Raw genomic sequence first — 26261 nt, 5'->3', positions numbered from 1 at the left:
AAATTGAAGTAATTGATTTTATTAATTCTTCAACTGATAATGAAGATTTTAAAAATGTTTTATTAAAATCTTATAATATTACTGATGATATTGAAATCATTAAAACACAATTGCAAAGTGTTTATGATGAATTAATTAAGGTACAAACAGTTAATACTGGGGGCGTACCAAAAGTAGTAAATAAAGAAAACAATATTTTAGATACAGACAATGTATTTAATAAATAGAAAGAAGGAAGTAAATTATGGCACAAAACCCACAAAAAATTTTCGGAGATATTGCTAATCAAGCAACACAAAGAGACCGAGAAACATTTGAACAATGATATTTACAAACTTATCAACAAAAATTTAGTTGAGAAGCTTTATTTGCGTGAAAAGAAGAAAATAAATTTGGTTTAACATATAAAAGAAAGAAAAATATTAAATATAATGAAGGTTTGGGAAAAGATGGACAAGTATTTAATACCGATGATAATCTTCTAAAATATTCAACAGTAGAATTTGAAGATGGAGTTGTTGAATTAGATACAATTTTAACTTTTGCTCGTAAATTAGACCCTGTAGAAAATGATTTTAATCCTAATCTTTGGGCTGCCGATATTGAGCAAGCAATGATACTGAGGTTGCTTATAAACGCAATAAAATTTTAGAAATTATTAATAAAGGAACAGTTACAACTATTCAAGGCAAAAAAGCAGATGATACAAATGCTTTACAAATTCATGATGAAATTATGGATAAAATATATGAAAACAGCTTTACTCCATCAGAAACAATTGTTTTAGGTTCGGCTGATTTTATTCGTGGAATTCGTAATAAATTACAGTTACAACTTGGAGCAAACGACCAAATAAATAGTGTAATCACAACAAGTGGAGCAATAAAAACTGTTAAAGGAACAACATACTATATGGTTCCTAAAAAATTACCAATTATTAATAAAGATGGTTCAGAAGGAACAATTGAATTATTACCAGATGGTGTTAATGCAATTGCCTTTAAGTTTAGCAAAAAATATACCCTCTTATTTTACGCAAAAAAGATCATACTCCGTTAAGAGTTAGTGCTGCTGCGTTAGGTACTGGAATGGGTAATACTTTGATTATGGAAAGAGTTTTATATTTAGGTGGAGCAGTGGTTGAACCAAAAGGAATTATTAAACATATTGTTTCAAAAATTGATATTAGTAAAATTAATAAATTAGATAAACCAACTATTCATGTTGCAGACCCAACAAAAGCAACAGCCGAACAGTTAAAACCACAATTTAAAGATGTTGTTTTAAAAGCAGTAAAAGCAGTAAATAGTTCTTTAACTGAAAGTGATTTTGATTACTTTATTGAAAGTGATGGTGTTGATTGACCAAAAAATATTACAAATGATACCAAGGTTTTTGTCAAAATTGAAGGTAAAAACAACACTACTGGTCAAACAAATCCGATTGATGTTAAAATTAAAAATTCTTAATAGTACTAAAAAATAGTACTTTTTCGTTTGATAAATGATATGCCAATTGGAACATCTAAAACAGCCCTTATTTATGCTGTTAAAAAAAATCCAACTAGATTGTCAATTCAACAACAAGAAAAAAGTTTTGGTTTACAGTTATTAGAATTTTTAGGAATTCAAGTTTTAGCACTTGGTTTATCAGTTTTAACTGGTGGTATTGCTTCGACTGTTGGTCTTGGTGCGGGATTATCTAATTTTGCCGCAGCATTTATCTCATTTGAAGTAGAAACAGCAACCGATTTTGCCGTAAATCAAATATATGATAAATTAACATCAGAAGTAACAGCAAAAAGTACCGCCTTAAATTTGTTACCAGCAATTGGTGAAATTGGTAAATTAACGCGTGCTGTTCGAACAACTAGAATTTTAAAATTAGCAAAAGAAACTAAACTACTTGAAAAATTAGGTGTAATAACTGCTAATAATTTAGAAGATGTTGTAAGGCAAGTTACAGGTAAAAAGATTTTATCTTCTAAATTAATATTTGATTTTACAAAGCAGGCTAATAATGAAACTTTATTATATACAATTGGAAAATTAGCCCGAAATGATTTTTATAAAGGTTTTAAAGTTTCTAATTTAGAAACAATTAATAATTTATTAAAAATTGAGAAAAATATTCAAAAAATAAGTCCTACATTAGTTCAAAAAATACCACGCATAAATGAAATAAATGCTAATAAATGATTGTCTGAATATGGATTAAATATTGATAAAATAAGCAAAATTAATACTAATGAGTGATATAACATTATGACTAATCTTCATAAAAAGGTGTTGGTAAAAATCTACTATTAAATGCTAATTTAATGAGGGGCAGTAAAATATATAATAATAAATTATTAAATATTTTTCATCAAACATCAATTAAATTAAATAAAATTTTAAATCATTTAAACCCAAATTTTTATATTCAAAAAGTAACTAAAAAATTATTAGCCCCAATTGAAAAACAAATAATTACTATTAAACAAAAAGTAATTAGTAAAATTACTGATAAAACTAAAAAAATATTATCTAAATTTGAAACTAAGGCTATTAAAAAAGGTCAATTATTACCTTTTGCTTATGGTTCTGATGTTTTTTTAGCAGTTAAAATTGTTCCTTTATCAGTTGCGGGTGAAGTTGCTTTAACAATATATTATAAAAATCCTAAATATGTCCCTATTGTCATTATGACAACTTTAATCAAAGCAGAACAGTTTGTTTTGGCTCCTGAACCGTTTAAATTCTATATGAACAGTGAATGGTTTATTGGTTGGGGATTTTAAAAAACAAGTTTGTTTAATTTAGTTTCTTTTGCCCCACTTGCTTATCAGCAAGTAGTAAAAGATAGTTTTAAAATATATCGGACAATTGCTAAGATATTAAAAATGCAAGAACAATTTAAAAATAACTTTAATAAAGATAAATTGTTAAATACGCTAGAAGATAGTGCAATTACTAGTTTATTGGGTAATGGACTAGTATTTCAAGCATATAAACAACTCAGAACAAAACAAGATTTAAACAAAAAAGTAAAAAATTTATATTAAAGAAAATATATTCTAAAAAAAGTAAATGATAAGGAGATAATTAAATGTTAAATGAATTATGACAAAATGTTACTTTGGAAAATTATAATAATTTTATTCCAATGACAGGTAAAATTACAAAAGTTCCAGTTCGTTATAATAAGTTCTTTAAAGGTGATGTAGAATTATGATTTAAAACATTTGCTTTAAGAGCCCAAAATATGATTAATTCTTACTTAAACTATCCATTTTCAAAGCTAAAATTTGAAACATTTAAAGACCCATTATTAAAGAAAATTTGTATTAATATGGTGTTTATTACGATTGAACATCGAACATTTAACCGTATTCCAATTGAGTTTTTTACTTTGGCAAATATGAGTGTTAGTGATATTAATTATTCTTCACAAAATGACCCTATTACAACATGACAAGGTCTATTGCCTACCTATGCAAAATCATTGGCTAATTTAACAACTTTAAAGAAAATGTTTCGTACTTTTCAAGAAGAAGGTATTGATTTAACAATGATTGATTTAGAAGCATATTATACTCAATTAGAAGTTGATGCTTTATTAGATAAACTTGTTATAGAAAAAATTAAAGATGAAAAACTTGCAAAAATAAAAGAAGAAATTTTAGATGAATTAAAAAAATCAATTGTTATACCAAAAGTTCCAGATTGAGAAATTGTTGATACTAGTGATTTTATAGTTGGTCAAACTGGATATAATATTCCTAATTTTGATAAAGAAAATTATATTTATAGAATTTGAGCCTCAGGAAAAAATATCAAAGGAGATTTAAAAAGTCAAGGGATGTTGTAAACAAGGCATAGTTTTAGACAAACAATATGTGTTATATAATCAAATAGCAGTTAATAGTGCATGTTTAGCATTATCTATTAATCCTGATGGATTGATTAATATTGGAGTTAATGGTCCAGCAACATTTAAACCTTTGGGATTTGTGTTTATTGAAAGAAAAAAGGTAAATTAGAAAGGAGATGTTATTATGCCAAAAGTAGAAGTTAAAGATGTAATTATGTTTTTGAAAATATTTGGAGTTTCATCATTGTTTTTTATTGCAGGAATTATTATTTGTTTTATAGGAGAAAAAACATTAGGTATTTCTTGATCAGCATATGTTATTGTTTCAGCAATGCTTATCGGAGCTGAAATTATAGTTTTGATTATTGAAACAATTAGATTTATCAAAACACATAACAAACAACAAAAACAAGATAGTATTGAAGATGTTATTAAAAAAGAAAAAACAAAATAAAGAGGTGTTATAAATGGAATTATTACCAGCAAAAAAGAAATTAAAAAAAGAATATGATATTGATAGTTATTATCTTAATTTAGCATCAACGTTTACTAATCGTAAAAATGTTACTGTTCAAAAACATAATGAGATTTTAGAAAAAAGAATTTGTGAAGATAATGCTAATTTTTTAAATCCGCGAGATTTAGAAATTAGCATTTATAATCCACTTACTAATCAAAAAATAGATACTAAATTAATTAATAGCTTTTTAAAAATGCAGGACTTTACCAATAAGAATTGATATAACGAATATAAAATTAATAAGAATGGTAAAGGTGCATATTTTATTTTTGCTAATAATTCAAAACTTAATTTTATTACTATTGATTTTTACAATGACCAGTATGATGAATTAGGTAATTTAGTATCTTGCACTTTTGATTATGACCCTTATATTAAAAATGACCAGAGTATTTTTATTACTGAAAAATTAGAGATTGATGCTGTAACTAACAAGTTAAAGTTATTAGAAAGTTAAAAACACGATTATATAGTACTATTACCGACTTATATATTGATGATGTTAAATGAAATAACTATACAACTTTACAAAGAGAAGAAATATTACCACTTAATTTTATTCCAATTCAAATTATTCCTAATAACCCTAATTTTGAGCCTTCTGCTCGTTATGGTAAACAATTTGTTAGTATTTTAGATATTATTGCTGAAAAGATAATGTTAAATCCATTATTAAATAGTGGTAAATTTACTATTAATACTAATGGAGTTACTGATTTGGTTGACCAAGAAATTAGTAAAATGCTGGCATCATTTATTGAAAATGACTTGTTATTAGTTGAAGGAGACCCTGATAGTAATTTTCAACCAGTAGACTATATTGCTGGTAATTTTAAAGGTGAGCAATTAACTAAAATATATGATTGCTAAGCGAGCACAACAAACTCAGGCAGAAGTTGCTGGTGTAAATATTCAAACAAACGCTTCGTATGAACAAATGATATATATTAGAGAAATTAAATTAACTGAATTTATTATTAAGTTATTAGCAGAAAATGATGAACCAATTGACTATTCAATTGATAGTATTCCGTTAGATTTTGCTAGTCAATCGCAGTACAGCGACCCTGATTTAGAACAATTATTTACAGAAGCCCATGCAAGAACCTTATATATTTATAAAATTAATAATCTTGTTAAGACAAAACAAAAACCAACCTTAAACTATTCTCAAAATAGCGTTAAAATAGGTTTTATTAACAAAGATGAATATACTAAAATAAATGGTTATGAAATTAGTGATTTTAATTTTAAATTACAAATTCAACAAAATACCACAATCCAAGATAATAGCACAAGTTATGTAATGATTGATGAAAAAGATATTTTAATCAATGATATTTCAAAACAAGATAAAGAATTTTTAGAATCCTATGACTTAAAAATAGTTTCTATTAATGAACCAATTACCGAAAACAATAAAAATGAATGTTATATTATTGAAGAATATAAGCGTCCTTATTCACCTGATGGCATTGATATTATTAAATCTACCCACTTAATTAAAATAACTGATTTTAAGTGAAAAAATCAGAATAGTATTCATTTAGTTTTACAAAAATCATTGCCAGAAGATACAGTATTTACTGGCATTGAAATTAAATACCTTAAATCAATTATTTGGAAATATTAAGTATTGAGGCAATATCAATGGTGTTTATTCTTTTCCATCATCAAATATTGAAAATGCTAGTTTAGTACCATTATTATCAATGCCAATTGAAACAAATCCTAATTTAAGAGTATTTCAATATTGATTTACAGAAAGTTTTTTATCATGAAGTATTGCAAAAAACTATATTGAAGGTAAAGATATTTTAGATTTAATAAATAAAAATGGTTTAGATAAAGTTTTATTGAATTATTTAACATATCGTTATAATTATGACCGTAAATTTCAAGGAGCAAAATACGATGAAAAAGGTAATCCTACTAATAAAGCGGTTGAATTACGCCAAAAATTTGAAGGTCAAAAACCCGAAGATGTAATTGATGGTTTGTTTGAAAATTGAAAATTAGATAATCCAACCCTTATTAAGGGTAAAATTATTAAAATATTTAAACAAATTATCTATATGCTTTCAAATTACACATATAGCAAATATGCTATTAATAAAGGTTATAATGATGATATTAAATTATTTTCTCCTTATTATTTCAAACTAATTTCAAAACCAAATAGATTAGAAGAAGGATATTTTTATTTTTCAGATTGTCAAGTACAAATATATTCATTATATTTTGATTTTATTGGTTCTAATCCACCAATTCCAGTAAATTATTGAAAAGAAATTAAAGCACAAGAAAAACCATTTAATCAAGTGGATAATAAATGATATTTTGCTATATGGAAACCTAATAATTCTATTTATTGAAAAATATCAAAATTTAAACACGATACAAATAAAGAAAAAAATTGAGGCTTGAAATCCATTAAAACCATATTATATTGATCTCTTTTTATGGGTTTTTGAAACAAAAGAACAAGATTTATTAATAGATGATCAATCAGAAGGTAAAATAGAACGAATTTTTTGAAATAAAGATAAGGGACAAAATTTTAAAGCAGTTTATCGTTGAAATGGTGGTGGTAAACCTCTTAAACCTTTAATTGATTCAAGTACTGGAAAAATTATTGATTGAAATTTAAAACAACAACCAAATGTTAATAATAACAAAGATAATGAAATTAAAGTAAATGTTAAAAACAAAGATATTTCAGAAAATCCTATTTATCAATTAGAAGCAAATTTTTTTAATTGATTATCATTAACAAATGAATTAGAAACAAATAACATTCCTTCTCTTATTCCATCAGAAATTAAATTATCTGATGGTGAATATGGTAAATATTTAACTAATTTAATTGTTTCTAATGACAAAATAGAAGACTATTTAAATTATTTTTCTGAATGATATAAATTACTTTATTCTAAAATAGATTGAATTAGTACAATCGAAGATTTAATTGATTATAGTATTAAAATAACTTTTGATAAAAAACTATTTAATTTAAATCAAATTGAAATATCAAGTATATGAGGTTATCGTAATTATGAAATTACAATTTTTACAGAAAAAGAACAAATTAATATTAATAATTTACAACTATTTAATAAAAATAATGAAAAATTATCATTAATTATATTAGAAATATAAAAAGTCATTTTAATAAATGACTTTTTATTATTCATTAACTTTTACATTACCGGTTTTATCAATAATTAAATTAGGTACATTAGTATCTTCTAAATTTCAATGATAAACTGCTTTAAAATTTTGTCCCTTATCTTCATTTCAAAAAATTCGTTCTATTTTACCTTCTGATTGATCATCTATTAATAAATCTTGTTCTTTTGTTTCAAAAACCCATAAAAAGAGATCAATATAATATGGTTTTAATGGATCTCAAGCCTCAATTTTTTTTCTTTATTTGTATCGTGTTTAAATTTTGATATTTTTCAATAAATAGAATTATTAGGTTTCCATATAGCAAAATATTATTTATTATCCACTTGATTAAATGGTTTTTCTTGTGGTGCTATTCATTCTAAAATACCATCGTTTGTTTTTATATTATTCTTTTCTTTTAAATCTGCTAATTCTTTTTCGCTATATTGTGGTTTATTACAAGCAACTAAATTTGTTGTACTTGTTCCAATTAAAGTGATTGTATTTAAAAGACTTAATATCTTTTTCATTATTATAATTCCTTTCGCTAAATCTTTTTAGAATCACAATTATATATATAAAAGGACTATTTAACAGTTTGAAAGGAAATTATTTAATTTATTATATGGAAAGGATCAATCTGGGCTCGCGGTTATTTTCATAAGTTTGTGAAAAATTACTTAAAGTTTAAAAAAATTTTTGCCGCGCTTTTCAAAATACTTGAGAAAAATTCTAAGTATTAAGCGAAGAATTTTATAAAAGTTCCCAAATTTATTTGAAAAAACCTTAAAACTTTTTTTAACTTGTAAGTCATTTTATCACAAAAATTTAAGAAAATCAACCGCTCGCCCAATTCCTGCAAATGATTTTTATAGTCTTAATGATATAATTAAAGCATTTAAAGAAAGGAAGTATATTTAATTTTATGTATAAAAAAGGAAATAAAGTTAATGTTAAAATAACAAACATTATACCTTATGGTTTTTTTGCAGAGCAGAAAAGGCTGATGGTTTAATTCATATTAGTGATATTTCAGATTACTTTGTTAGAGATATTAGAGATTTTTTTGATGTTGGTGATGAAATTGAAGTTGAGATACTAGATTTTAATTCAGTTAGAAAACATCTTAAATTAAGTTATAAAAATTGTCATTCTGAACTATTGAAAAATTATGATGGTAATAAAATACAAGAAAAATCACCTAGTTTAAAAAAAACATTAAATACTAATTATTTAATAAATAAAAAGTAAATAAAATTTATAAATTTTAGAAGGTTTTTAAAACCTTTTTTATATTCCCATTTTAAAACGATATGGATAAGAACCATAAAACAAAGCATCATATGGGTCATGGTACATTTTACTATCGGGTGTGTTTGTTTTGGTATCACTAAATCTTAGTTCACTAATGCACTTATCTAAAAATGGGAAGTTATCTAATATGCCATATATTTTACCTTGAACAAACATTTTTCTTATTCAGGTTACGCGATTGATTATACCTGCTTCTTTATTAAGAGATGTCAGATGTTTTTTTGCTTTAAACATCTTAATTTTATAGCCTAAATAAGGGTAAATATCTTCTTGTAATTTTTGCATAAAGTCGTCTGCATTAATATCATAATGAAATGTAGCATATTCAAAATCATCAAATTTATCAAATGTATTAATTATTCATTGCCCGTAATGTTCAACTATTTCATTTAAATTCATTGCGTTTTTTGGTGTAACAACATTTTCTTCAATTAAATATTTATCATATTCATTATTTTCATTAATTTTATAATCACTAAATAAAAGCACCGTGTGGTCTTCACTACCATCAGCATAATCCACACCAATTGAATAACTATCAAATTGATACTGTTTTGTATTGGAATTATAAAAATCTTGTAAATTATACTCTTTAATATATTTACGATAATTTCGTAAAACATAAATACTGGGGTCATTATCATTATATTCAAAACCGTAGTATTCAAGTTCAATAAATCAGGTCGCTCTTGTTTGTTTGTTAAAACAAGTTTTTTAGTAATATCAGGTATTTTATTTCAAACAGCACCCATTGTTAATCGTAAATTAAAAATACCCAAACCATTAAATGCTTGTTTATTTTCTGAATATACTTGATTGTGTTCTTTTAAAATATTTTTAATTCTTTCATTTAAGGGTAAATATGGGGTTACAAATTTTTCATAAAAGACATGGTATTTATCAAAAGGATTAAAAGTAAATTGATTAGAATATGTTTTATGAAAATATGTTATTTAAATTATATTGTTCATTATCATTTTCATCAGTATATTTTTCAAAAGATACTTTTAAGTTTTTTGATCTAAACATCGAAATTCGCAAATTATTATAACGTTTATCTAATTCTTTATCAGTTAAAATTTCTTTTTCTTCAGCATGTATCATTTCATCTGTTCACGCTGATATAATACCACTACCTTTACCAACTTTTCCCATAATTTTATTACCATTAGCATAACCCACAAAAGCAATTCTCACACCACTAGGAAAAACAATTTCGCCACCTTCTTTAACATTTTTAGGTCAAATAATGCCATTTTCATTGTCGGGTCCTATATTAATCCCATATTTATCGTATAAATAATTACATACATTAATTATATCGCCAAATGTAGTATCTTCATGGGTATTGGCATATCTTCGTAAAATGTTAGATGAAGCATCAGTAAAATTACAAGCAAAAAATAATTTTTCTGCTAAATGATTTCATGTTTTATTAGTACCACGCCCCGCTGAAACAAACTTAAAAAAAGTTGGTGAAGTAAAATATCGGGCATAACTATCACTAACAAAGTCTTTAAATACTTCTCAATCAAAACCAAAATTATAGTCACTAAAATTCAAATCATATTTTTTATTTAAATATTTATAACTAGTAATCCGTTTTTTGTTATTAATTTTGGTAAAATCCTGCATTTTTAAATAGCCTCCTTTTTTTGATAAGATTATGTGAAGTATTGAGTATCATATTTTAAAATAATTTGTTTATATGAAAGGAAATTATAAAATGGAATTAAAACAAAATTTATTAGAAGATTATAAAAAAGATAAAATAATAGAAACAAACAATGAAACTAAAAATTTCTTGATTGAAAGAAATAATGAGATATTTAAATTATATCAACAAGAACAAATATTACAAGGATATAAGGTGATATCAAAATTGCCAAAAACAATTAAAACAGAATATGGAGATATTCCTTTTAAAAGAAGATTATATGTTAAATATGATGAAGAAAAAAAGAAAATATAAATCGTTATTCTTTAGATGAAGAATTAGGTTTAAAAAATACGAAAGAATTGAAATAAATTTAAAAAATAAATATATGTCTTTTATAGGTGATGGAAAAAGATATAAAGATATTTTACATACAACAGAGAATACAAATATTAGTGAAAGAACAATATCTAATATTTTTAAAAGTGCCGATTTAGAAGAAATCGATTACATTAGTAATAAAAATAACAATAAAATTAAAATTCCAAATAATGTTTTATATATTCAAATTGACGGAGCTTTTGAACCAATGCGAGAAAATAAAAAAAATTGAAAATAAAATATTTCTTGCGACTATGCATGTTGGTGTTGATCAAGAAAAGTCAACAAAAACCAGAATAAAAATGAAAAAGAAAAAAGGCGTTTTTCAAATGATGAATAAAAATAATAAGAATAAAAATAATAAATCTAATATTGATAATTTTATTGATAAAATTTTTAAATCAATGTATACTTATGATATTAATCAAAATACTAAAATATTAATATTAAGTGATGGTGAAAAACAAATTAAAAAAATTTATAGAGCAGTAAAAGCAAAATATAAAAATAATACTGTATCATATAGTTTAGATAAATTTCATTTATCAAATAGATTTAAACAATTATTCCCAAATCGAAATAGAATCAAAATTCATAGAATAAAATATAAATTAGCAAAAATATATTTCTTTACTAGAAATTATAAATTATTATTAGATTTTTTAATATGTCATTTACCATATGTTAATGGTAATAAAAAAATATTTTTATTAGAAATCATTGAATTAATTAAAAGTAATGAAGAAGGTATTGTAAATCAATCATTAGAATATAATATTGGTTGTCATGTTGAGGGTGATGTATCGCATTATATTAAGACTGTTAAAGGGCGTGGCGCAAAAATATATTGTAAAGAAAAACATTTATCAATATGTTAATTGCTTCTATGTTAAGACTTAATAATCAAATTAATAATGAGAAAGTTGATAAAACTAATAAAAATAAAGAAAAGATTGAATTTAATATATTTAATTTAAATCAATCTCAAAATCAATTTTTATCTTTATAAAAAATAAAAAACCTTTTAAAATTAGCAATAACTTTAAAAAGTATTTTTTAGTATGTCAAAATTCATAATTTTATAAATTATTTTTTCAACTAAAAATTATATTTTTAAAAAAAGTTGAATTTTTTATAAATTTTGTTATCATTTAGTCATAAGCGAAACTTAATTTGTTTCTAATTACTTAATTTTATTAAAAACCTAAGAATAATGAATACTACCAAAATTAACTAGTTTGTAGGGCAAAATAGGTTAATTTTTAATTTTAAAGATACTATCTGATGAATAATGCAAATAAAAAAATCGTTCTAATAAGCGATTACTTTAATTTGTATTTAATTACTTTATTTATAATTTTTATAAAACCTAAGATTTTTTCCGACTACAAATATTGAAAAGATATATCAAAATTAAATAATAAACAACGCTTAGAATTGTTTGATATTGATATTTTAAAAAAGAATTTAAAACTTAAAAAAGAAAAAGGAAGTGGTAAAGATGATTAATTTATTATCAGAAAGTAGTAATTGAGACAAAATTTTTAGTTTTATTTTTGATGTATTTTTGTTTATTTTTGATGTGATTTGAAATACTAAATTGCCAATGACAAAAACAACGATTGCTTATTTTGTGATCTTTTTTATGGTTATTAAATTAACAATTTATGCTATTCATGGTACATCAATACAATATAATGAATTAGGTTCAACTGTTCAAAATAGTACATCAAAATTATATTCTTCAACAGCTCGTGGAGTTTTAGATAGCAAACAAGGTATACAAAAACATGTTGAAGAACGTAAACAATTTAAAATTAATCGTAATAAACAACAATTATCAAGTTTAGCTAGGTAAGCAAAAACAAGAGAACAAGGATACCGAAGGGTGAATAAATAATGATTAGATTAGTTTTTTTAGTAGCGGCAATCGTTATATTTGGAACCGGATTTATTATGGTTATTATTAAATTATGGTTATTATTAATCAGTTGACATCAGCAAAAATATTATTATGAATTTATATAATTCTGATACTTTTTTACTTTCTTTGTTTGGCAAAATGGCAATTTTATTTAGTCATCCACTAATGTTAACGATATCAAGTTTATATATAGTTGGGTTTATTGTTTCAAAAACATTCTATAGTTAGGAGTAGTTAAATATGAAAAAAACAATATCTTTATTTTCAATATTTATTTTAGGTATTTTAAGCTTAGTTATTCCTTTGATTACTTTAACAGCGTTTAAACCTCTAAAACAAAGTTATAATGTTAAGCAACAATCAACAGGAATGAATGAAACAGATTTTATTAATACAATGTTTTTACGCAGTAGTTTTTTTGAAAATTGGTCAGAAACAAATTACTTTATTAATCCGACTTTAAAAACATCACAATCATTAACTTATAATGATAAGTGATATTTAGATTTTTAAAAGGATAGTTATTCAACGGGAATTTCATTTGATAAACCTAGTGATGAATTTATGGATTTATATAAAAATTGAGATAGTTATGTTAAACAATATAACATTGATAAATTCTATGATGTTGATAAAAAACAATTTTTAAAAGAATTAACAAATTTTTCGTATTCATTTGCAAAATATTTTAATACTGTTGAAATTATAAATAAATTAGAAAAAAGTGTTGATAATTTGCAACAAGTTAATTTAAATTATGATTTTGATAATTGAAAATTAGTATCAAGTATTTTAGGAGAAGGAAATACTAAAAAATGATACATAGGTATTTTTAAAAAAGATAATAAATGAAATATTATAAAATGAAATGGAAACAAAGAATTTTATTCATATTATTATGATAAAATTTATCGTTGAGATGGAGAAGGTCAACCACAAACACCAAAAATTGATAGTGGTGGAAATGTTAAGTTTGAAGTAGATATTTATAAAGAAAAAGTTAAGGATTTTTTAAATAATTATTTAGATGTTATTATCCAAGAAAATATTCGAATTCAACAAGGTGGTAACCCTGATTATGATGATCCAAATTTGAGTAGTCAAAGAATAATATTTGATTTTGAAATTATTAATAATTTGGATAAGTCTAGTACTGGCACTATTTTAACTAAAAAATCAATTTATCGGATGATTTTGACGATTGATGAAAAGAAAAATATTATTGCTGGGAGTTTAGAGTTAACACATCTTAAGCAATATTGAAATGGATATGATTATAATAATTATCGGTATACTGATGATTTAGGTTTTTTATTTTCTTTTATGAAAGATAAGGAAAATACATTTAATTTTAGTGCTGAAACATATAATTATTATCAGGGTAATACTCCTAATACTGGTAAAGAGATTTTTGAACAGATGAAAGGTCAACCAGTATTTCAAAATCGTAGTAATTTTATTGAAAGTGGATATATTGATAATTTACAATATGATACGGTTTTAATTAACTTTTTTGGTTTAAAATTAGTTAATTTTACAGATGTATTAATTGAGGAAAGCAATATTAATAAAACTCAATTTCAAAAATTATTAAATAGTATGTTTACGGTTTCTCAAAATTTTTATAAAGATTATTTACGAACAATTTTTGATTTAGAAAATAATACTTATGTGCAAGGATATAATAAAAAATATGGTTTATTAGTGAATAATAGTTTTAAAATTTATCCACGTTACTTTTATTTTTCTGATAAATACAAACAATTAGATATTAAATTGTATTCAGCGTTTAAAAATCGGTTTTATAATACAAATTATGGTAATGTGTTTAACTATAATTTTTCAGTTGCAAATAATTATAATATTAATCAAAATGAAGGTTATGTTTTTGAAGGTGCTTTAAAAGATAAATATGGTTTAAAATATAAAAAAATTGAAGAACAAAAAATTGGTTATAATGTTTTTGAATTACAAGCACAAAAAGAAAATGATATGTATTGTTATTATGATTTTAATTTTGATATTTATAACTGACAAGAAATAAATAATGGTGGATTATTTTTTGATGGTCAATGATGACAAGCACAATATGAAAGTTGTAGTTGATATAACTTAGTATGTCATATTCGTAATGCGGCAATTTGAATTGTTAATAATATTCCGGGTGTAAAACAAGTTAATGAATTAGCGAGTGGAGTTGGAAAAATTTTTGAAACAATATATAGTTTTTTTAATCAAACATTTGAGGTATGAAAATTTAGTCCAGCATTATATAATACAATAACAAATATATTTTTATTAATTATTTTTATGAAATTTGTACGATTAATATAAAAAGGACTAATAAAGTTCTTTTATTCTTTTCAATCTATAATTTTACCAGTACTGGGATTAATTGATGGTATTTGTAAATCATTAGATTCATTATTACCATTTCAATAATAAACTTTATCATAATAATATGAATAAAATTCTTTGTTTCCATTTCATTTTATAATATTTCATTTATTATCTTTTTTTAAAATACCTATGTATCATTTTTTAGTATTTCCTTCTCCTAAAATACTTAATAACTTTTTCATATATTTATTCCTTTCTGTAAAATATTATAATTACTTTAATTATACTATACATTAACGAAAGGAAATAATAAAATGTTTAATTTTAATAAATTTAGTGCAAATATTTATGAAAATGCTTTAAATCAGTTAAAAGAAAAGATAGAAAGAATTGATAATATAATTTTTAAAAAACGAGATAAAATAAAATATTTTGTAAAAGAAATAAAAACTAGAAAAATTAAAACAGAATTTGCAATATTAATTTATAAGAGAAGAATTTACAAATATCTTTATAAGGGTAAGTGAAAATATGTTCCTCTTGTTGATAAACAATTTGGAGTTGAAAAATGACAAAGAATAATTAATGATTTAAAATTAAAAATAATTGCTGAAATAGTAAAAAATAAAAGATATAGTGATATATTAGATATGTTTAATTGTAAATTGCATTTTTCATCTGTTTCGCGTATTTTACGAAAAGCATTAATAAAAAGAAAAGATAAAAAATATGTAACTTTAAAAAATAAAAATAATAAATCTTATTTGCAAACTGTTAGAATAATTTCATTTAATACTGGAAAAGAAAATAATAAATCTTTAAATAAAAAATATTGTTATTTTTTTCTTAATAAGAAAACTCGAGGAGCAGAATTTAATGCTTTATTTATTAAAAAACAAATTTAAAAATTTTTTTAAAATTATGAAAATATTAAATTAATTATTGGTGGGGATAGTGCTAAATGAATTAAAAAAACTGCTAAAATTTTTGATGGTATGTTTATATTTCATAGATTTCATGCAATAAGAGAATTAAAGAATAATATATATTGTGGTAATCGTAGTAAAGAATCCTTTAAAAATTATTTACACGCAAAGGAATTATTTTTACAAGGAAAATACGACGAATTTATAACTTTTTTAAAATTATTGCAGAATGAAAGAATTAAATTAAGGTATTTTATTAATTTAAAAAATGGTATTTTAAATCAAAATAAAGAGTGAAATATTGGCGTATCTGCTGAAAGTGATGTTTCAAGAGTTGTAAAATCTTGTTTGGGATATGGGAATAAAACATTTTCATTTTCAACATTTAAAAATATTTTGGATTTAAAAATTATGAGATTTAATTTTAGTTAATTTAAAATAATTTAATTTTAGTTTTTAAACTATTTTTTAGTATTTTAAAATATGAAATTATTTTTTGTATTTTTATTTTTTGTGTTATTATGTTTTTATAAAAGAAAAAAGTTTCTTGTTTTTAAATAAATTAAGTAATACCCCGTTTATATGCAACACTCCCTAATCTTTATTAAATTTATTTTTAAAATCAACATATTTTAATATTAGTTTCCTTAAAAACACGATATAATATATATAATTTAAGGTGGATGAAAAAATGAAACAAAAAAAGTATCGACAGAATCCGAAAATTAAGCGAATGTTTCGAATTAAAGGTGAGTATGAGGCAACAAAATTAGCACAAAATTTTGTCCGTTATATGACCAATCCCTTTCAAGATAAACGAATTCGAAATGAATTAATTGATACTGAAAATGAAATTTATATGACCGATATTAGCAACGATGATGATAAAACATATACCATTGCAATTAGTACCCAATTAGATTACCAAGAAGATGCTACACGTGTTAAAGAGTTAGTAAAAGACTATGTTGATAATGACTTAGACTTTTTATGATATACCATTGGTGAACAAATTGATGAAAAAGAACAAGCTTTTTTTGAATCATTAGGATTTATTCAAAATGAAATTTTAGTTGGAATGGTACTTGATTTAACAAAATGAAAAAAAGTAAAATTAAAAGTTGATAAAAATCTTAAATTTCGACGTGTTAATGATAATAAACGATTAAATGATTTTAGTAAAATTCTTGAAAGTGCAATGGGATCAAAAAGTTGAGATTATGCATTTTATAAAACTTTATTAAAATTAAATAAAAATAAAGATACCGCTGAAATTGATTTATTATATAAAAATGATCTTCCTGCAGCAACTGGAAATATTTACTTTGAAAAAGATATTGCAATTATTGATGATATTTCAACTCATCAAAATTTTCGCCAACAAGGATTAGCAAAACTAATGATGAATCATTTAATTAATCGTGTTTATAATCAAGGTTACGATTTGGTTGGGTTGATTGCAACATCACAAGGATATAATGTTTATCGCAAATTAGGATTTCGTCCAATTAACTTATATTTAAGTGAATACATTACAAAAACAAAAAGCACTAATTTAAGTCAAATTACAACCAAAATTAGTCGTGGTAAGATTAAACATCTTCAAACAATGAACCAAACAGCAATTAATCAAATGATAAATAATTTTAGTTGTAAGAAATGTAATAAAGAAATTACTGATAATAAATATTTAATGGCTTTTAAAGAATTAAATGATTTTTCTATTAACAATTATCACCAAAACTGTTATAGTTTTTCAATAAAAGATAAATGAGTAATTTTAGTTGAAAGAGATGATAATAATTAATTTATCTTATAAATTTATCTTATAATCAATAACAAATAATCTTCAATAAAATAGACACATAAAATTAATTTTATGTGTCTATTTTAGTTATTCAAACCTTGTTATTTTTTTTGTTGATGTTTCACTTTTAAAACTTTTTTAGTTCGTAAATCTTCTTGATATTCATTAAAATATGGATCAGGTTCATCAACTAATTTGTTACGATATTTTCTTCAGTAGTAAACTAAAATTGGAATAATAATTGCTGCTGAAATTAAATCATTTAAACCAATAAAGACATAATAGAAAATTGGATTTCCAGTTGCTTGACTAACGCCAAAACCAATTCCAATTAATGGTAAAATTACAACAATTGAACGTAAACTACTTGTAAATGTTGCTAAAAAGGAACGATTAATTCCTTGGAACAATGTTAAAGTAATATAAGTTAATGAACAAAATGGATAAGTCATAAAGTTTAAAACAATTCATCAACGATATTTCGTTGCATATTTTTCAGGAAAAGCAAATAACATCATCATATCTTTTCCAAAAATAATAAAGACAATTAACATTAAACAAAATCAAATAATAATTAATAAACTAACCCGTTTTAAAACTTCTCAAATTCGAGCATTCTTTTTTGCCCCATAATTATAAGCAATAATACTACGAGCCCCTTGTGTAACACCAACCCCTGCTGATAATACTAATATCATTCATGGCACAATTGAAGAATAAAGTTCCTGCAAAACAGCAATCCCATTATGATATTCTTGGTTTGGTAACTGAACAACAAGGAATGTTGCAACATAAGATGTAACGACTAAAGCAGCATTATTAATAAAATTTGGTAATCCTGCTTTAGTAAAATTAGCAATATTTTTTCCTTCAATTTGGAATAAGTCATTTCAGTAAAATTTTGAATAACTATTTTTTGTTTTAAAAACAATAATAAATCCTCAAATTACTTGTACTGTTCAAGAAAAAACTGTCCCCAACATTGCTCCTGACATTCCAAGATGACAAACTCTCATAAAGAAAATGGCCGCTGCAGCATTAATTAATAATGAACTTAAAATCATAATTATTACTCATTTCATTCGTCCTTCACTACGAATTAACGACATAAAATAATAACTTAAAAACATCATTGGTGCTGCTGCTAACATTGGAAATGAATATTCTCAACATAAACTTTCTGTAATTGGATTATAATGTTTTCCCATTTGAGAAGTAATAAATATAGCGTTTCATCCCGGAAATACAATACAAAAAATTGCAAATGCGACGATGATTGAAAAAAGAACTGTTAATGAAAAACCATTTCCTGCAATTCGACGCATACTTGGAATATCACGTTGCCCATAAGCAATTGAAAAATTCATTGCACAACCCATTCCAATCATAATACTAAACGACCATTGTAAGTTATATGTTTGTGAAGCATATTGAGTTGCAACATTAATAAATGACTGCATATCAGCTAAAGGAATTTCTGTAACACTAATATTTTTTAACCGATTATATGCATCAATATAAAATTGATCATGAATTAAATCAGGTGCGGCAAATGATAATGCTAAACTTTTATCAACAATATTGTATAACCCTTGAACAATCATTAAGAAAACAGTTGGAACACAAAAGTATGCTATTGTTTTTCAAGGTTTTTCAAACCGTAATTTTTTTTCACGACCTGTTAAAACTTCTGACAAATTAATTTCCTCCCGCCCTAATAAAAAAAACCTTACGATGTAAAGTAATTTTAAAACTACATTAATAATCTTCGTTATAATTATAGCTTAAAAAAATTATTTTACTAAGGTTTTTAAACATTAATTACTTAATGCACTTGCTTTACCAAAATTTTTATTAACTGAAAAAACAACACGATCGTAAATTTCGATAATATTTGGCGTCCTGTACAATGAACCGGCAAAAAACAATTCTTGTGAGATTGTTTTTTGCCGGTTCATTGTACAGGACGCCTAATTTTTATTAAATAATTTATTTGCCCGTTCTCTTGCTTTTTCTTTTTTAATTTTTTTAATTGATTCTTTAATGTGACTTCTACGAACTTGTTTTTTAAATTCATCAATTTCCGCTTTCCGTTTTTTCTTATAACCAGGTTTAATTTTTTTATTATTATCTTTTGTTTTATAACGATGAATAATTTTATTAATTTCATTCTCAACTGCAAGAGAAGAATGTTTTTTAGGCTTATCATCACTAAGAACTGTTTCAACCAATTCTCCTTGTTGATTTCATTTCTTTGTTTTAAAAATAATTCCTTTTGTCATTAATTGTTGCACTAAATTTAAATTTTTTGTATCATAAAGAACATAACTATAGCCAGTATAATTTGCCCGCCCAGTACGACCACTACGATGAATATAATATTCTAAATAATTTGGTAAATCAATTGAAATAACATGACTAACACCAATAAAATCAATTCCACGCGCTGCAATATCACTGGCAATAACATACTTATATTCTAAATTTCGAATTCGTTTAACAACTTGTGTTCGTAATCGTGGTTCTAATCCAGCATGTAATTGGATGACAGAATAATTATGTTCTAATAACAAATCATAATACTTATTAATATCTGTTTTTTTATTAACAAAAATTAAACATAAATATGGATCAAATGTTTTTAAAAGTTTTAATAAAATTGTTTCTCGCTCTTGATGTTTTGTTGGAATTAAAATATGTGTAATGTTTTGATTTGTTATTTGATTGGCATTTAAATCTAAATAATGTGGATTTTTTAAATACTTGATTAAAAAAGGTTTTAACTCAGGCGGAATTGTTGCAGAAAAAACAGATACTTGAACATTAGGATTCACTTTGCTCAAAATATAATCAACATTTTCAATAAAACCTAAATCAAAAAGCATATCACATTCATCAATAATAAAAGTTGTTAATTTACCTAAATTTAAGCTTTGTTGTTCAAACAAATCTTTTAGTCGCGTTGGAGTAGCAATAATAATGTGGGGTTGGATTCGTTGCAATTGTTTAATTTGACGTTTAATATCTTCGCCACCAATAAAATAATTAACTTGTAAATTTGGTTCAAATTTTTTAAAAAAACGAATATTATCATAAATTTGTTTTGCTAATTCACGGGTTGGGGTTACAATAATAGATTGGATTTTTGTTTGCTCATAATTTATATTATTTAAAATTGGTAAACAAAACGCAAATGTTTTTCCAGTTCCTGTATGTGCCTTACATATAACATTTTGATGTTTTAATAATAATGGCATTACTTTTTCTTGCACAATAATTGGTTCAACAAATTTTAATTCAGCAAGGCCTAAATTTAAAAACCGCTTAAAACCAAATTGATTAAAATTACTCATAATTTAACCCCCTTTTCTCACCTTCCAAATTATAACATATTTAAAAAATGAAATTATTGCTAATTTCATTATATAACTTTTATTTTTTACCGGTAGTTACTAATTTTTTCACAACTGGTTTTTTATTATCCTGAGCTTTAAAAAGTTCTTCTTCTTTAAGAAAATCTGTTTCAGCATTAACAATTAAATTAGCTCATCGTTCTTGTTCTCGTGCTAATGTTGTGGATGTTTCATGTTCCTTGCGAACAGCTATATTCATTTTTTTCAGTGCTTTTCTAGCTTGTTTTATTGTTTTTTTCAATTTTTTCTGTGTGTCTAAATATTCAATTGAATAAGGATGTGTCATTGCTTTTATCATTTTTTTGTAACATATATTCCAATTAAGATTAAAACGGGAACCGCCACTAATAGAACAATTAATAGACTACCAACTACTTCTGCAAAATTTGTTCCGGCTTCTAATTCATAATTTTGGGGTCATTGAATCACTCCACTATTATTAACATTACCCGGTTGGTGCAACCATGTCATTAAATCAATTCCTCGCCCACCATCAGGTACAATAATATTTGAATATCCTCAAATAAATGATCCCGAGGATACTAATCGCATTAATTTGTCAATTCCCAAGTGACCTATTAACTGATAACCATTATCATGAAATGTTTTAATATCATTAATATTAACTGGTAATCCTTTTCCTTCTCAATAATAAGCATCATAATATATTCCCAAAAAAACTAAGGCTAAAACTAAAATAATTAATACAATAATTCATATTAAAGCTATACTTCACTTGCCAAATGATTTCATGATCCAACCTCTTTTCTTTTATATTATAGTCCTAATTATTTAAAATTCTTAATCTTATTTTTCTATTTTATAAAAACAGGAAAAATATTAATAAAAATTTTAAATAAAACAATAACTAGAAAATCTAGTTATTGTTAACATTACTTATTTTTTGTCCCTACTTTTTTCAAAGGTTTTTTTGCTGCTGCTTTTTAGCAGGTTTTTTGTTATCCTTTGAATTTAACATTTGAGTGGCCTTCTTTTTATTTTGCACTTCAATTGCTTTTCGTTGAGTTGCTGTTTTTCCTAAACGTTCTGCAATTAGTCTTTCTGCTGTAATTGCAGTAGTAATGGCACTTCCATCTTTTGCCCGATAATCCGCTGCTGTTTTTGTATAAATATCTCCTAATGAACGATCGATTGATCTTTTCATAGCTGAAGTTGAATCAATAACTGCTTGTGATTTAATGAATAATCATTTTTCTTCTGTTGCATTTTTTGCTACTGGTTTTTTCAACTGGGCCACCTTTTTGCTTTTAGCTTTCAAGCTTACTGGCATACTCAATCTCCTTTCATAATGTAAATTGTACTATGAAGTGTAGCACCCTACTTAATTTTATTATAACACCAATAAAATAAATGTTCAATATAATTTATTTTAAAAAAATTTAATATTTTTGTTTTAAATTTATGAATTTTGGCACACTGAAAAATAAAATGATTAAAATTTTTATAGGTAATTATATTAAAAATTAAACATTTGTATAAAAACTTCTTTTAAAGATAGTCAATGTAAAGATTTTTTAAGTTTAGAGTTTATTATATTAACAACTTCTTGATAATAATTTCTTGAATAAATACTTAAATCAATTCCTTTGGAAAATCAATGTCTAAAATCACGAATTGCTCTTTCAACTTTGGGTTTTTGAGTTGGAGTTCCAGCATCACAAAAATATACTTTAGCATTTGTTATTTTTTCAATTTTTTCTCAATCAGCAAATTCTTTGCCTTGATCTGTTATTGTTCCTTTGCATCTATCTTTAAAAAATCTTTTAAAAAAAATTCGTTTTAATGCGTTTGTAACTTCTTTTGTTGTTTTTTCTTTTAATGGTTCAATAATTTTAAATTGGGTTAATTCTTTGATTAAAACTAAACAAACACTATTATTTTTACCAACCATAGTATCCATTTGAAATCAACCAAATTCATTTTTATCATGTTTTGCTTCTTCAATAGTTCTAAAATTTCTTATTTTTCCACGGTTATCAATTCTATTTTTTGTTTTATATTTTCTACGATGAAAATACAAATTATCTTTCTTGAAATTTAAAAATCCCAAATGAATATATTTATATAAAGTTTTAAAACATACCGGAAATTTAATACCAAACTCTTTTTCATATTTTTTACAGATTTGTTCTGGTGAATCATGAAATTTGTTATATTTTTCATCTAGTCATTCTAAAATATTTAGCAATAATGATGATTTTTTAAAACATTTTTGTCGTTTTTGTAAATAATCTTCGTGTGCTAATTTAGCGTCATATTCATTATCTTTTAACCTTTTTATTTCTTGTCTAATTGTATTGCGATTTTTATGCAATATTTTTGCTATTTTAGATATATTGGATTTACCATTTTTTCTTTTTAAAGAATCAAGTTCTAATAAATCTTTTAACATTACTCTTTCTTTAAAAGTAAAATGATGCTTTGTTTTATCTATTTTAAAAAATCCTTTCTTTTATATACAAAGCTAATTATATAGTTTTTTGAGGTTTTGGGCGAGCGGTTGATTTTCTTAAATTTTTGTGATAAAATAACTTACAAGTTAAAAAAGATTTTGAGGTTCTTTCAAACAAATTTGGGAACCTTTATAAAATTCTTCGCTTAACGCTTAGAATTTTTCCCAAGTATTTCGAAAAGCGCGGCAAAAGTTTTTTTAAACTTTAAGGCATTTTTCACAAACTTATGAAAATAACCGCGAGCCCAGATTTAGTACAATATAGTATAGTAGAATTAAAATATGAAAAAAATATTAAGTCTTTTGGGAACAATCACTTTAATTGGAACAAGTACAACAAATTTAGTTGCTTGTAATAAACCACAATATAGCGAAAAAGAATTAGCAGATTTAAAAGAAAAAAATAATATAAAAACAAAAAATGGTATTTTAGAATGAATAGCATATCAAGAAAAACCATTTAATCAAATTGATAATAAATGATATTTTGTTGTGTGGCGTGTTGATGAAAGTGCTGATTGGTGTATTATTAAGTTTAAAAATAATGAAATGACTATTAAAATTGATAATTCTAATAATCGGCAATTGCAGAAAACTGATTTAGGTATGGGAAGAGATTTATATATTACAAATGATTCAGGGTTTGTTAAATATGTGATACATTGAACAGATGATAATGGTTCTTACTTTAAATCAGTTTATCGTTGAAATAATGATAGCGAACCAAATATATATGTTGAAAATAACTTTTTATATTTCTAATGTAATTAATGATAATTTTTCATTATTTTTATTAAATAATTGTAAATTATTAATATTAATTTGTTCTATTGCATATTTACTATATGTATAATTTGATAACATGTATATCACTTGTTTAATTCTTTTTAGATATCTTTTATGTAATTCACTTGGATTGTCTAATTTTCAATTTTCAAATAAACCATCAATAACATCTTCTGGTTTTTGTCCTTCAAATTTTTGACGTAATTCAGCCGCTTTATTAGTGGGATTTCCTTTTTCATCATATTTTGCACCTTGAAATTTTCGATCATAATTATAACGATAAGTTAAATAATTTAATAAAACTTTTTCTAAACCATTATTTTTTATTAAACTTAAAATATCATCTGGTTGAATATATATTTTTGCAATAAACCACGGTAAAAAACTTTCGATAAATCAATATTGAAATACTCTTAAATTAGGTTCTGTTTCAATAGGCATAGATAGCAACGGTACTAAACTAGCATTTTCAACTATTGATGAAGGATAAGAATAAACACCATTAATATTACCTCAACATTTAATATTTCCAAATAACATTGATTTAGGGTATTTAATCTCAATCCCAGTAAATACTGTATCTTCGGGTAATGATTTTTGTAATACTAAATGAATACTATTTTGGTTTTTTCATTTAAAATCAGTCACCTTAACTAAATGAGTAGATTTAATAATATCAACACCATCAGGTGAATAAGGTCTTTTATATTCTTCGATAATATAACATTCATTTTTATTGTCTTCGGTAATTCGTTCATTAATAGATACTATTTTTAAGTCATAGGATTCTAAAAATTCTTTGTCTTTTTTTGAAATATCATTAATTAAAATATCTTTTTCATCAATCATTACATAACTTGTGCTATTATCTTGGACTGTGGTACTTTGTTGAATTTGTAATTTAAAATTAAAATCACTAATTTCATAACCAGTTATTTTAATATATTCATCTTTGTCAATAAAATCTATTTTAACGCTATTTTGAGAGTGGTTTAAGATTGGTTTTTGCTTTGTCTTACAAGATATTTATTAATTTTATAAATATATAAGGTTCTAGCACGGTCTTCAGTAAATAATTGTTCTAAATCAGGGTCGCTGTACTGCGATTGACTAGCAAAATCTAATGGAATACTATCAATTGAATAGTCAATTGGTCCATCATTTTCTGCTAATTGTGCTAACATTTTTTCAGATGGTTTTAACATTATTCTTGTTTTCTTTCTTCATTAAGCATATTTATAATAGTTTCATTGTTATTTAATTGTCTGTTTAAAGTAGCATTTACTGGTAAGTGAACATCAATAATTAAATCATCAATATTTTTAATATTAAATGTTCTACTGTTTAAAATAGCATTATCATATTTAATTAACTTAATAATGAATTCAGTTAATTTAATTTCTCTAATATATATCATTTGTTCGTATGATGCGTTTGTTTGAATATTTACTCCCGCAACTTCTGCTTGTGTTTGTTGGGCTCCCCCTTGGCGATTGCGGGAACATGATGGCGATTTATTTTATAGTAATTAGTTAATAATCAATCATATATTTTGGTTAATTGTTCACCTTTAAAATTACCAGCAATATAGTCTACTGGTTGAAAATTACTATCAGGGTCTCCTTCAACTAATAACAAGTCATTTTCAATAAATGAAGCCAACATTTTGCTAATTTCTTGGTCAACCACACCAG

The 26261-nt window shown here is 24.1% G+C and carries 39 protein-coding genes and 2 pseudogenes; 27 read left to right on the top strand and 14 right to left on the bottom strand.

The genetic code is table 4. From position 1 onward, the window contains the following. Window positions 1-244 precede the first annotated feature (244 nt). From ACZ91P_RS06350 to ACZ91P_RS06290, 13 genes are all read left to right on the top strand, one after another. Window positions 245-652 (top strand): hypothetical protein, encoded by a 408-nt coding sequence (locus ACZ91P_RS06350; RefSeq protein WP_465158528.1) that lies wholly within the window; start codon window positions 245-247, stop codon window positions 650-652. Next, window positions 589-1059, top strand: a complete 471-nt coding sequence (locus tag ACZ91P_RS06345) for a hypothetical protein (RefSeq protein WP_465158527.1) — start codon at window positions 589-591, stop codon at window positions 1057-1059. Before ACZ91P_RS06350 ends, ACZ91P_RS06345 begins: the two co-directional genes overlap by 64 nt. 29 nt (window positions 1060-1088) lie before the next feature. After that, a complete protein-coding gene (locus ACZ91P_RS06340; RefSeq protein ID WP_465158526.1) occupies window positions 1089-1469 on the top strand; it encodes a hypothetical protein in 381 nt (126 codons plus the stop codon). A gap of 39 nt (window positions 1470-1508) precedes the next feature. Further along, complete coding sequence (locus ACZ91P_RS06335; protein ID WP_465158525.1) at window positions 1509-2309, top strand: hypothetical protein; 801 nt, start codon at window positions 1509-1511, stop codon at window positions 2307-2309. An 11-nt stretch (window positions 2310-2320) separates the two neighbouring features. Beyond that, window positions 2321-2782, top strand: a complete 462-nt coding sequence (locus ACZ91P_RS06330) for a hypothetical protein (RefSeq protein WP_465158524.1) — start codon at window positions 2321-2323, stop codon at window positions 2780-2782. Between the two features lie 9 nt (window positions 2783-2791). Beyond that, window positions 2792-3046, top strand: a complete 255-nt coding sequence (locus tag ACZ91P_RS06325) for a hypothetical protein (RefSeq protein ID WP_465158523.1) — start codon at window positions 2792-2794, stop codon at window positions 3044-3046. 44 nt (window positions 3047-3090) lie between these two features. Beyond that, complete coding sequence (locus tag ACZ91P_RS06320) at window positions 3091-3852, top strand: hypothetical protein (protein WP_465158522.1); 762 nt, start codon at window positions 3091-3093, stop codon at window positions 3850-3852. A 28-nt stretch (window positions 3853-3880) separates the two neighbouring features. Next, window positions 3881-4024 carry a hypothetical protein gene (locus tag ACZ91P_RS06315; RefSeq protein WP_465158521.1) on the top strand — a complete coding sequence of 48 codons (144 nt, stop codon included), beginning with the start codon at window positions 3881-3883 and terminating at the stop codon, window positions 4022-4024. Window positions 4025-4039: 15 nt separating this feature from the next. After that, complete coding sequence (locus ACZ91P_RS06310; RefSeq protein WP_465158520.1) at window positions 4040-4309, top strand: hypothetical protein; 270 nt, start codon at window positions 4040-4042, stop codon at window positions 4307-4309. A 13-nt stretch (window positions 4310-4322) separates the two neighbouring features. Next, window positions 4323-4832: a hypothetical protein gene (locus ACZ91P_RS06305; protein ID WP_465158519.1), complete on the top strand. Its 510-nt coding sequence runs from the start codon at window positions 4323-4325 to the stop codon at window positions 4830-4832. A gap of 200 nt (window positions 4833-5032) precedes the next feature. Beyond that, window positions 5033-5245 (top strand): hypothetical protein, encoded by a 213-nt coding sequence (locus ACZ91P_RS06300; RefSeq protein ID WP_465158518.1) that lies wholly within the window; start codon window positions 5033-5035, stop codon window positions 5243-5245. Beyond that, on the top strand, window positions 5235-6008 hold the full coding sequence (locus ACZ91P_RS06295) for a hypothetical protein (RefSeq protein WP_465158517.1): 774 nt from the start codon (window positions 5235-5237) through the stop codon (window positions 6006-6008). The genes ACZ91P_RS06300 and ACZ91P_RS06295 overlap by 11 nt, the downstream gene beginning before the upstream one ends. A gap of 707 nt (window positions 6009-6715) precedes the next feature. Then, the gene (locus ACZ91P_RS06290) at window positions 6716-7534 is read left to right on the top strand and encodes a hypothetical protein (RefSeq protein WP_465158516.1); all 819 of its coding nucleotides are present in this window, start codon (window positions 6716-6718) and stop codon (window positions 7532-7534) included. 341 nt (window positions 7535-7875) lie between these two features. Here the strand turns inward: ACZ91P_RS06290 and ACZ91P_RS06285 are convergent, their stop codons facing one another. Next, window positions 7876-8076: a lipoprotein gene (locus ACZ91P_RS06285; RefSeq protein ID WP_465158515.1), complete on the bottom strand. Its 201-nt coding sequence runs from the start codon at window positions 8074-8076 to the stop codon at window positions 7876-7878. A gap of 445 nt (window positions 8077-8521) precedes the next feature. Here ACZ91P_RS06285 and ACZ91P_RS06280 point away from each other — a divergent pair. Then, window positions 8522-8629: pseudogene (locus ACZ91P_RS06280) on the top strand (RNA-binding protein S1); the annotation flags it as partial. Window positions 8630-8836: 207 nt separating this feature from the next. On the opposite strand, the gene ACZ91P_RS06275 reads toward ACZ91P_RS06280, so the two are convergent. Both ACZ91P_RS06275 and ACZ91P_RS06270 read right to left on the bottom strand, forming a co-directional pair. Continuing rightward, window positions 8837-9382, bottom strand: coding sequence for a hypothetical protein (locus ACZ91P_RS06275; protein WP_465155082.1), 546 nt, complete (start codon window positions 9380-9382; stop codon window positions 8837-8839). Between the two features lie 414 nt (window positions 9383-9796). After that, entirely contained in the window at window positions 9797-10495 is a 699-nt protein-coding gene (locus ACZ91P_RS06270) for a hypothetical protein (protein ID WP_465158514.1), read from the bottom strand. A gap of 91 nt (window positions 10496-10586) precedes the next feature. Here ACZ91P_RS06270 and ACZ91P_RS06265 point away from each other — a divergent pair, with 91 nt between their 5' ends. The 9 genes and pseudogenes from ACZ91P_RS06265 (at window position 10587) to ACZ91P_RS06225 (ending at window position 15156) form a co-directional block, all read left to right on the top strand. Beyond that, complete coding sequence (locus ACZ91P_RS06265) at window positions 10587-10832, top strand: hypothetical protein (RefSeq protein ID WP_465158513.1); 246 nt, start codon at window positions 10587-10589, stop codon at window positions 10830-10832. A gap of 73 nt (window positions 10833-10905) precedes the next feature. Beyond that, the gene (locus ACZ91P_RS06260) at window positions 10906-11136 is read left to right on the top strand and encodes a hypothetical protein (protein WP_465158512.1); all 231 of its coding nucleotides are present in this window, start codon (window positions 10906-10908) and stop codon (window positions 11134-11136) included. A gap of 64 nt (window positions 11137-11200) precedes the next feature. Then, window positions 11201-11776 (top strand): hypothetical protein, encoded by a 576-nt coding sequence (locus ACZ91P_RS06255; RefSeq protein WP_465158511.1) that lies wholly within the window; start codon window positions 11201-11203, stop codon window positions 11774-11776. Continuing rightward, the gene (locus ACZ91P_RS06250) at window positions 11770-11907 is read left to right on the top strand and encodes a hypothetical protein (RefSeq protein WP_465158510.1); all 138 of its coding nucleotides are present in this window, start codon (window positions 11770-11772) and stop codon (window positions 11905-11907) included. Before ACZ91P_RS06255 ends, ACZ91P_RS06250 begins: the two co-directional genes overlap by 7 nt. Before the next feature lie 275 nt (window positions 11908-12182). Then, window positions 12183-12407, top strand: a complete 225-nt coding sequence (locus ACZ91P_RS06245; RefSeq protein ID WP_465159036.1) for a hypothetical protein — start codon at window positions 12183-12185, stop codon at window positions 12405-12407. Beyond that, on the top strand, window positions 12400-12756 hold the full coding sequence (locus tag ACZ91P_RS06240) for a hypothetical protein (protein ID WP_465158509.1): 357 nt from the start codon (window positions 12400-12402) through the stop codon (window positions 12754-12756). The genes ACZ91P_RS06245 and ACZ91P_RS06240 overlap by 8 nt, the downstream gene beginning before the upstream one ends. A gap of 41 nt (window positions 12757-12797) precedes the next feature. Next, window positions 12798-12926 carry a hypothetical protein gene (locus ACZ91P_RS06235; protein WP_465158508.1) on the top strand — a complete coding sequence of 43 codons (129 nt, stop codon included), beginning with the start codon at window positions 12798-12800 and terminating at the stop codon, window positions 12924-12926. Further along, window positions 12913-13050: a hypothetical protein gene (locus ACZ91P_RS06230; RefSeq protein ID WP_465158507.1), complete on the top strand. Its 138-nt coding sequence runs from the start codon at window positions 12913-12915 to the stop codon at window positions 13048-13050. Before ACZ91P_RS06235 ends, ACZ91P_RS06230 begins: the two co-directional genes overlap by 14 nt. 12 nt (window positions 13051-13062) lie before the next feature. Further along, window positions 13063-15156: pseudogene (locus tag ACZ91P_RS06225) on the top strand (spiroplasma phage ORF1-like family protein). A gap of 20 nt (window positions 15157-15176) precedes the next feature. On the opposite strand, the gene ACZ91P_RS06220 reads toward ACZ91P_RS06225, so the two are convergent. Beyond that, window positions 15177-15404 carry a hypothetical protein gene (locus ACZ91P_RS06220; protein ID WP_465158506.1) on the bottom strand — a complete coding sequence of 76 codons (228 nt, stop codon included), beginning with the start codon at window positions 15402-15404 and terminating at the stop codon, window positions 15177-15179. A 72-nt stretch (window positions 15405-15476) separates the two neighbouring features. Between ACZ91P_RS06220 and ACZ91P_RS06215 the strand changes: the two genes are divergently transcribed. The 3 genes from ACZ91P_RS06215 (at window position 15477) to ACZ91P_RS06205 (ending at window position 17895) form a co-directional block, all read left to right on the top strand. Further along, window positions 15477-16067: a UPF0236 family transposase-like protein gene (locus ACZ91P_RS06215; protein ID WP_465158505.1), complete on the top strand. Its 591-nt coding sequence runs from the start codon at window positions 15477-15479 to the stop codon at window positions 16065-16067. A 90-nt stretch (window positions 16068-16157) separates the two neighbouring features. Then, window positions 16158-16520 carry a hypothetical protein gene (locus ACZ91P_RS06210; RefSeq protein WP_465158504.1) on the top strand — a complete coding sequence of 121 codons (363 nt, stop codon included), beginning with the start codon at window positions 16158-16160 and terminating at the stop codon, window positions 16518-16520. Between the two features lie 259 nt (window positions 16521-16779). Next, window positions 16780-17895, top strand: coding sequence for a GNAT family N-acetyltransferase (locus ACZ91P_RS06205; RefSeq protein ID WP_465158503.1), 1116 nt, complete (start codon window positions 16780-16782; stop codon window positions 17893-17895). Between the two features lie 101 nt (window positions 17896-17996). Here the strand turns inward: ACZ91P_RS06205 and ACZ91P_RS06200 are convergent, their stop codons facing one another. The 6 genes from ACZ91P_RS06200 to ACZ91P_RS06175 all read right to left on the bottom strand — a co-directional run bounded on the left by ACZ91P_RS06200 (window position 17997) and on the right by ACZ91P_RS06175 (window position 23763). Beyond that, the gene (locus tag ACZ91P_RS06200) at window positions 17997-19592 is read right to left on the bottom strand and encodes an MATE family efflux transporter (RefSeq protein ID WP_465158502.1); all 1596 of its coding nucleotides are present in this window, start codon (window positions 19590-19592) and stop codon (window positions 17997-17999) included. A gap of 273 nt (window positions 19593-19865) precedes the next feature. After that, window positions 19866-21248, bottom strand: a complete 1383-nt coding sequence (locus ACZ91P_RS06195) for a DEAD/DEAH box helicase (protein ID WP_465158501.1) — start codon at window positions 21246-21248, stop codon at window positions 19866-19868. A gap of 79 nt (window positions 21249-21327) precedes the next feature. Then, window positions 21328-21594 (bottom strand): hypothetical protein, encoded by a 267-nt coding sequence (locus ACZ91P_RS06190; protein WP_465158500.1) that lies wholly within the window; start codon window positions 21592-21594, stop codon window positions 21328-21330. A 5-nt stretch (window positions 21595-21599) separates the two neighbouring features. Next, window positions 21600-22061 (bottom strand): hypothetical protein, encoded by a 462-nt coding sequence (locus ACZ91P_RS06185; protein WP_465158499.1) that lies wholly within the window; start codon window positions 22059-22061, stop codon window positions 21600-21602. Between the two features lie 157 nt (window positions 22062-22218). After that, on the bottom strand, window positions 22219-22599 hold the full coding sequence (locus ACZ91P_RS06180; RefSeq protein WP_465158498.1) for a hypothetical protein: 381 nt from the start codon (window positions 22597-22599) through the stop codon (window positions 22219-22221). 186 nt (window positions 22600-22785) lie between these two features. Beyond that, window positions 22786-23763, bottom strand: coding sequence for an IS30 family transposase (locus ACZ91P_RS06175; protein ID WP_465158956.1), 978 nt, complete (start codon window positions 23761-23763; stop codon window positions 22786-22788). 300 nt (window positions 23764-24063) lie between these two features. On the opposite strand from ACZ91P_RS06175, the gene ACZ91P_RS06170 reads away from it, so the two are divergent. Next, window positions 24064-24543: a lipoprotein gene (locus ACZ91P_RS06170; protein ID WP_465158497.1), complete on the top strand. Its 480-nt coding sequence runs from the start codon at window positions 24064-24066 to the stop codon at window positions 24541-24543. On the opposite strand, the gene ACZ91P_RS06165 is transcribed toward ACZ91P_RS06170, so the two are convergent. The 4 genes from ACZ91P_RS06165 to ACZ91P_RS06150 form a co-directional block, all read right to left on the bottom strand. Then, entirely contained in the window at window positions 24532-25416 is an 885-nt protein-coding gene (locus ACZ91P_RS06165; RefSeq protein ID WP_465158496.1) for a hypothetical protein, read from the bottom strand. The genes ACZ91P_RS06170 and ACZ91P_RS06165 overlap by 12 nt on opposite strands. Window positions 25417-25559: 143 nt before the next feature. Beyond that, window positions 25560-25772, bottom strand: a complete 213-nt coding sequence (locus tag ACZ91P_RS06160; protein WP_465158495.1) for a hypothetical protein — start codon at window positions 25770-25772, stop codon at window positions 25560-25562. Then, complete coding sequence (locus ACZ91P_RS06155) at window positions 25772-25984, bottom strand: hypothetical protein (RefSeq protein ID WP_465158494.1); 213 nt, start codon at window positions 25982-25984, stop codon at window positions 25772-25774. Before ACZ91P_RS06155 ends, ACZ91P_RS06160 begins: the two co-directional genes overlap by 1 nt. 29 nt (window positions 25985-26013) lie before the next feature. Continuing rightward, window positions 26014-26256 carry a hypothetical protein gene (locus tag ACZ91P_RS06150; RefSeq protein WP_465158493.1) on the bottom strand — a complete coding sequence of 81 codons (243 nt, stop codon included), beginning with the start codon at window positions 26254-26256 and terminating at the stop codon, window positions 26014-26016. Window positions 26257-26261 lie beyond the last annotated feature (5 nt).

The sequence above is a fragment of the Spiroplasma endosymbiont of Halictus nicosiae genome, from assembly GCF_978018445.1.
Note: the sequence above shows the minus strand (reverse complement) of the source record. Positions and strands in the feature narration are given on the sequence as shown.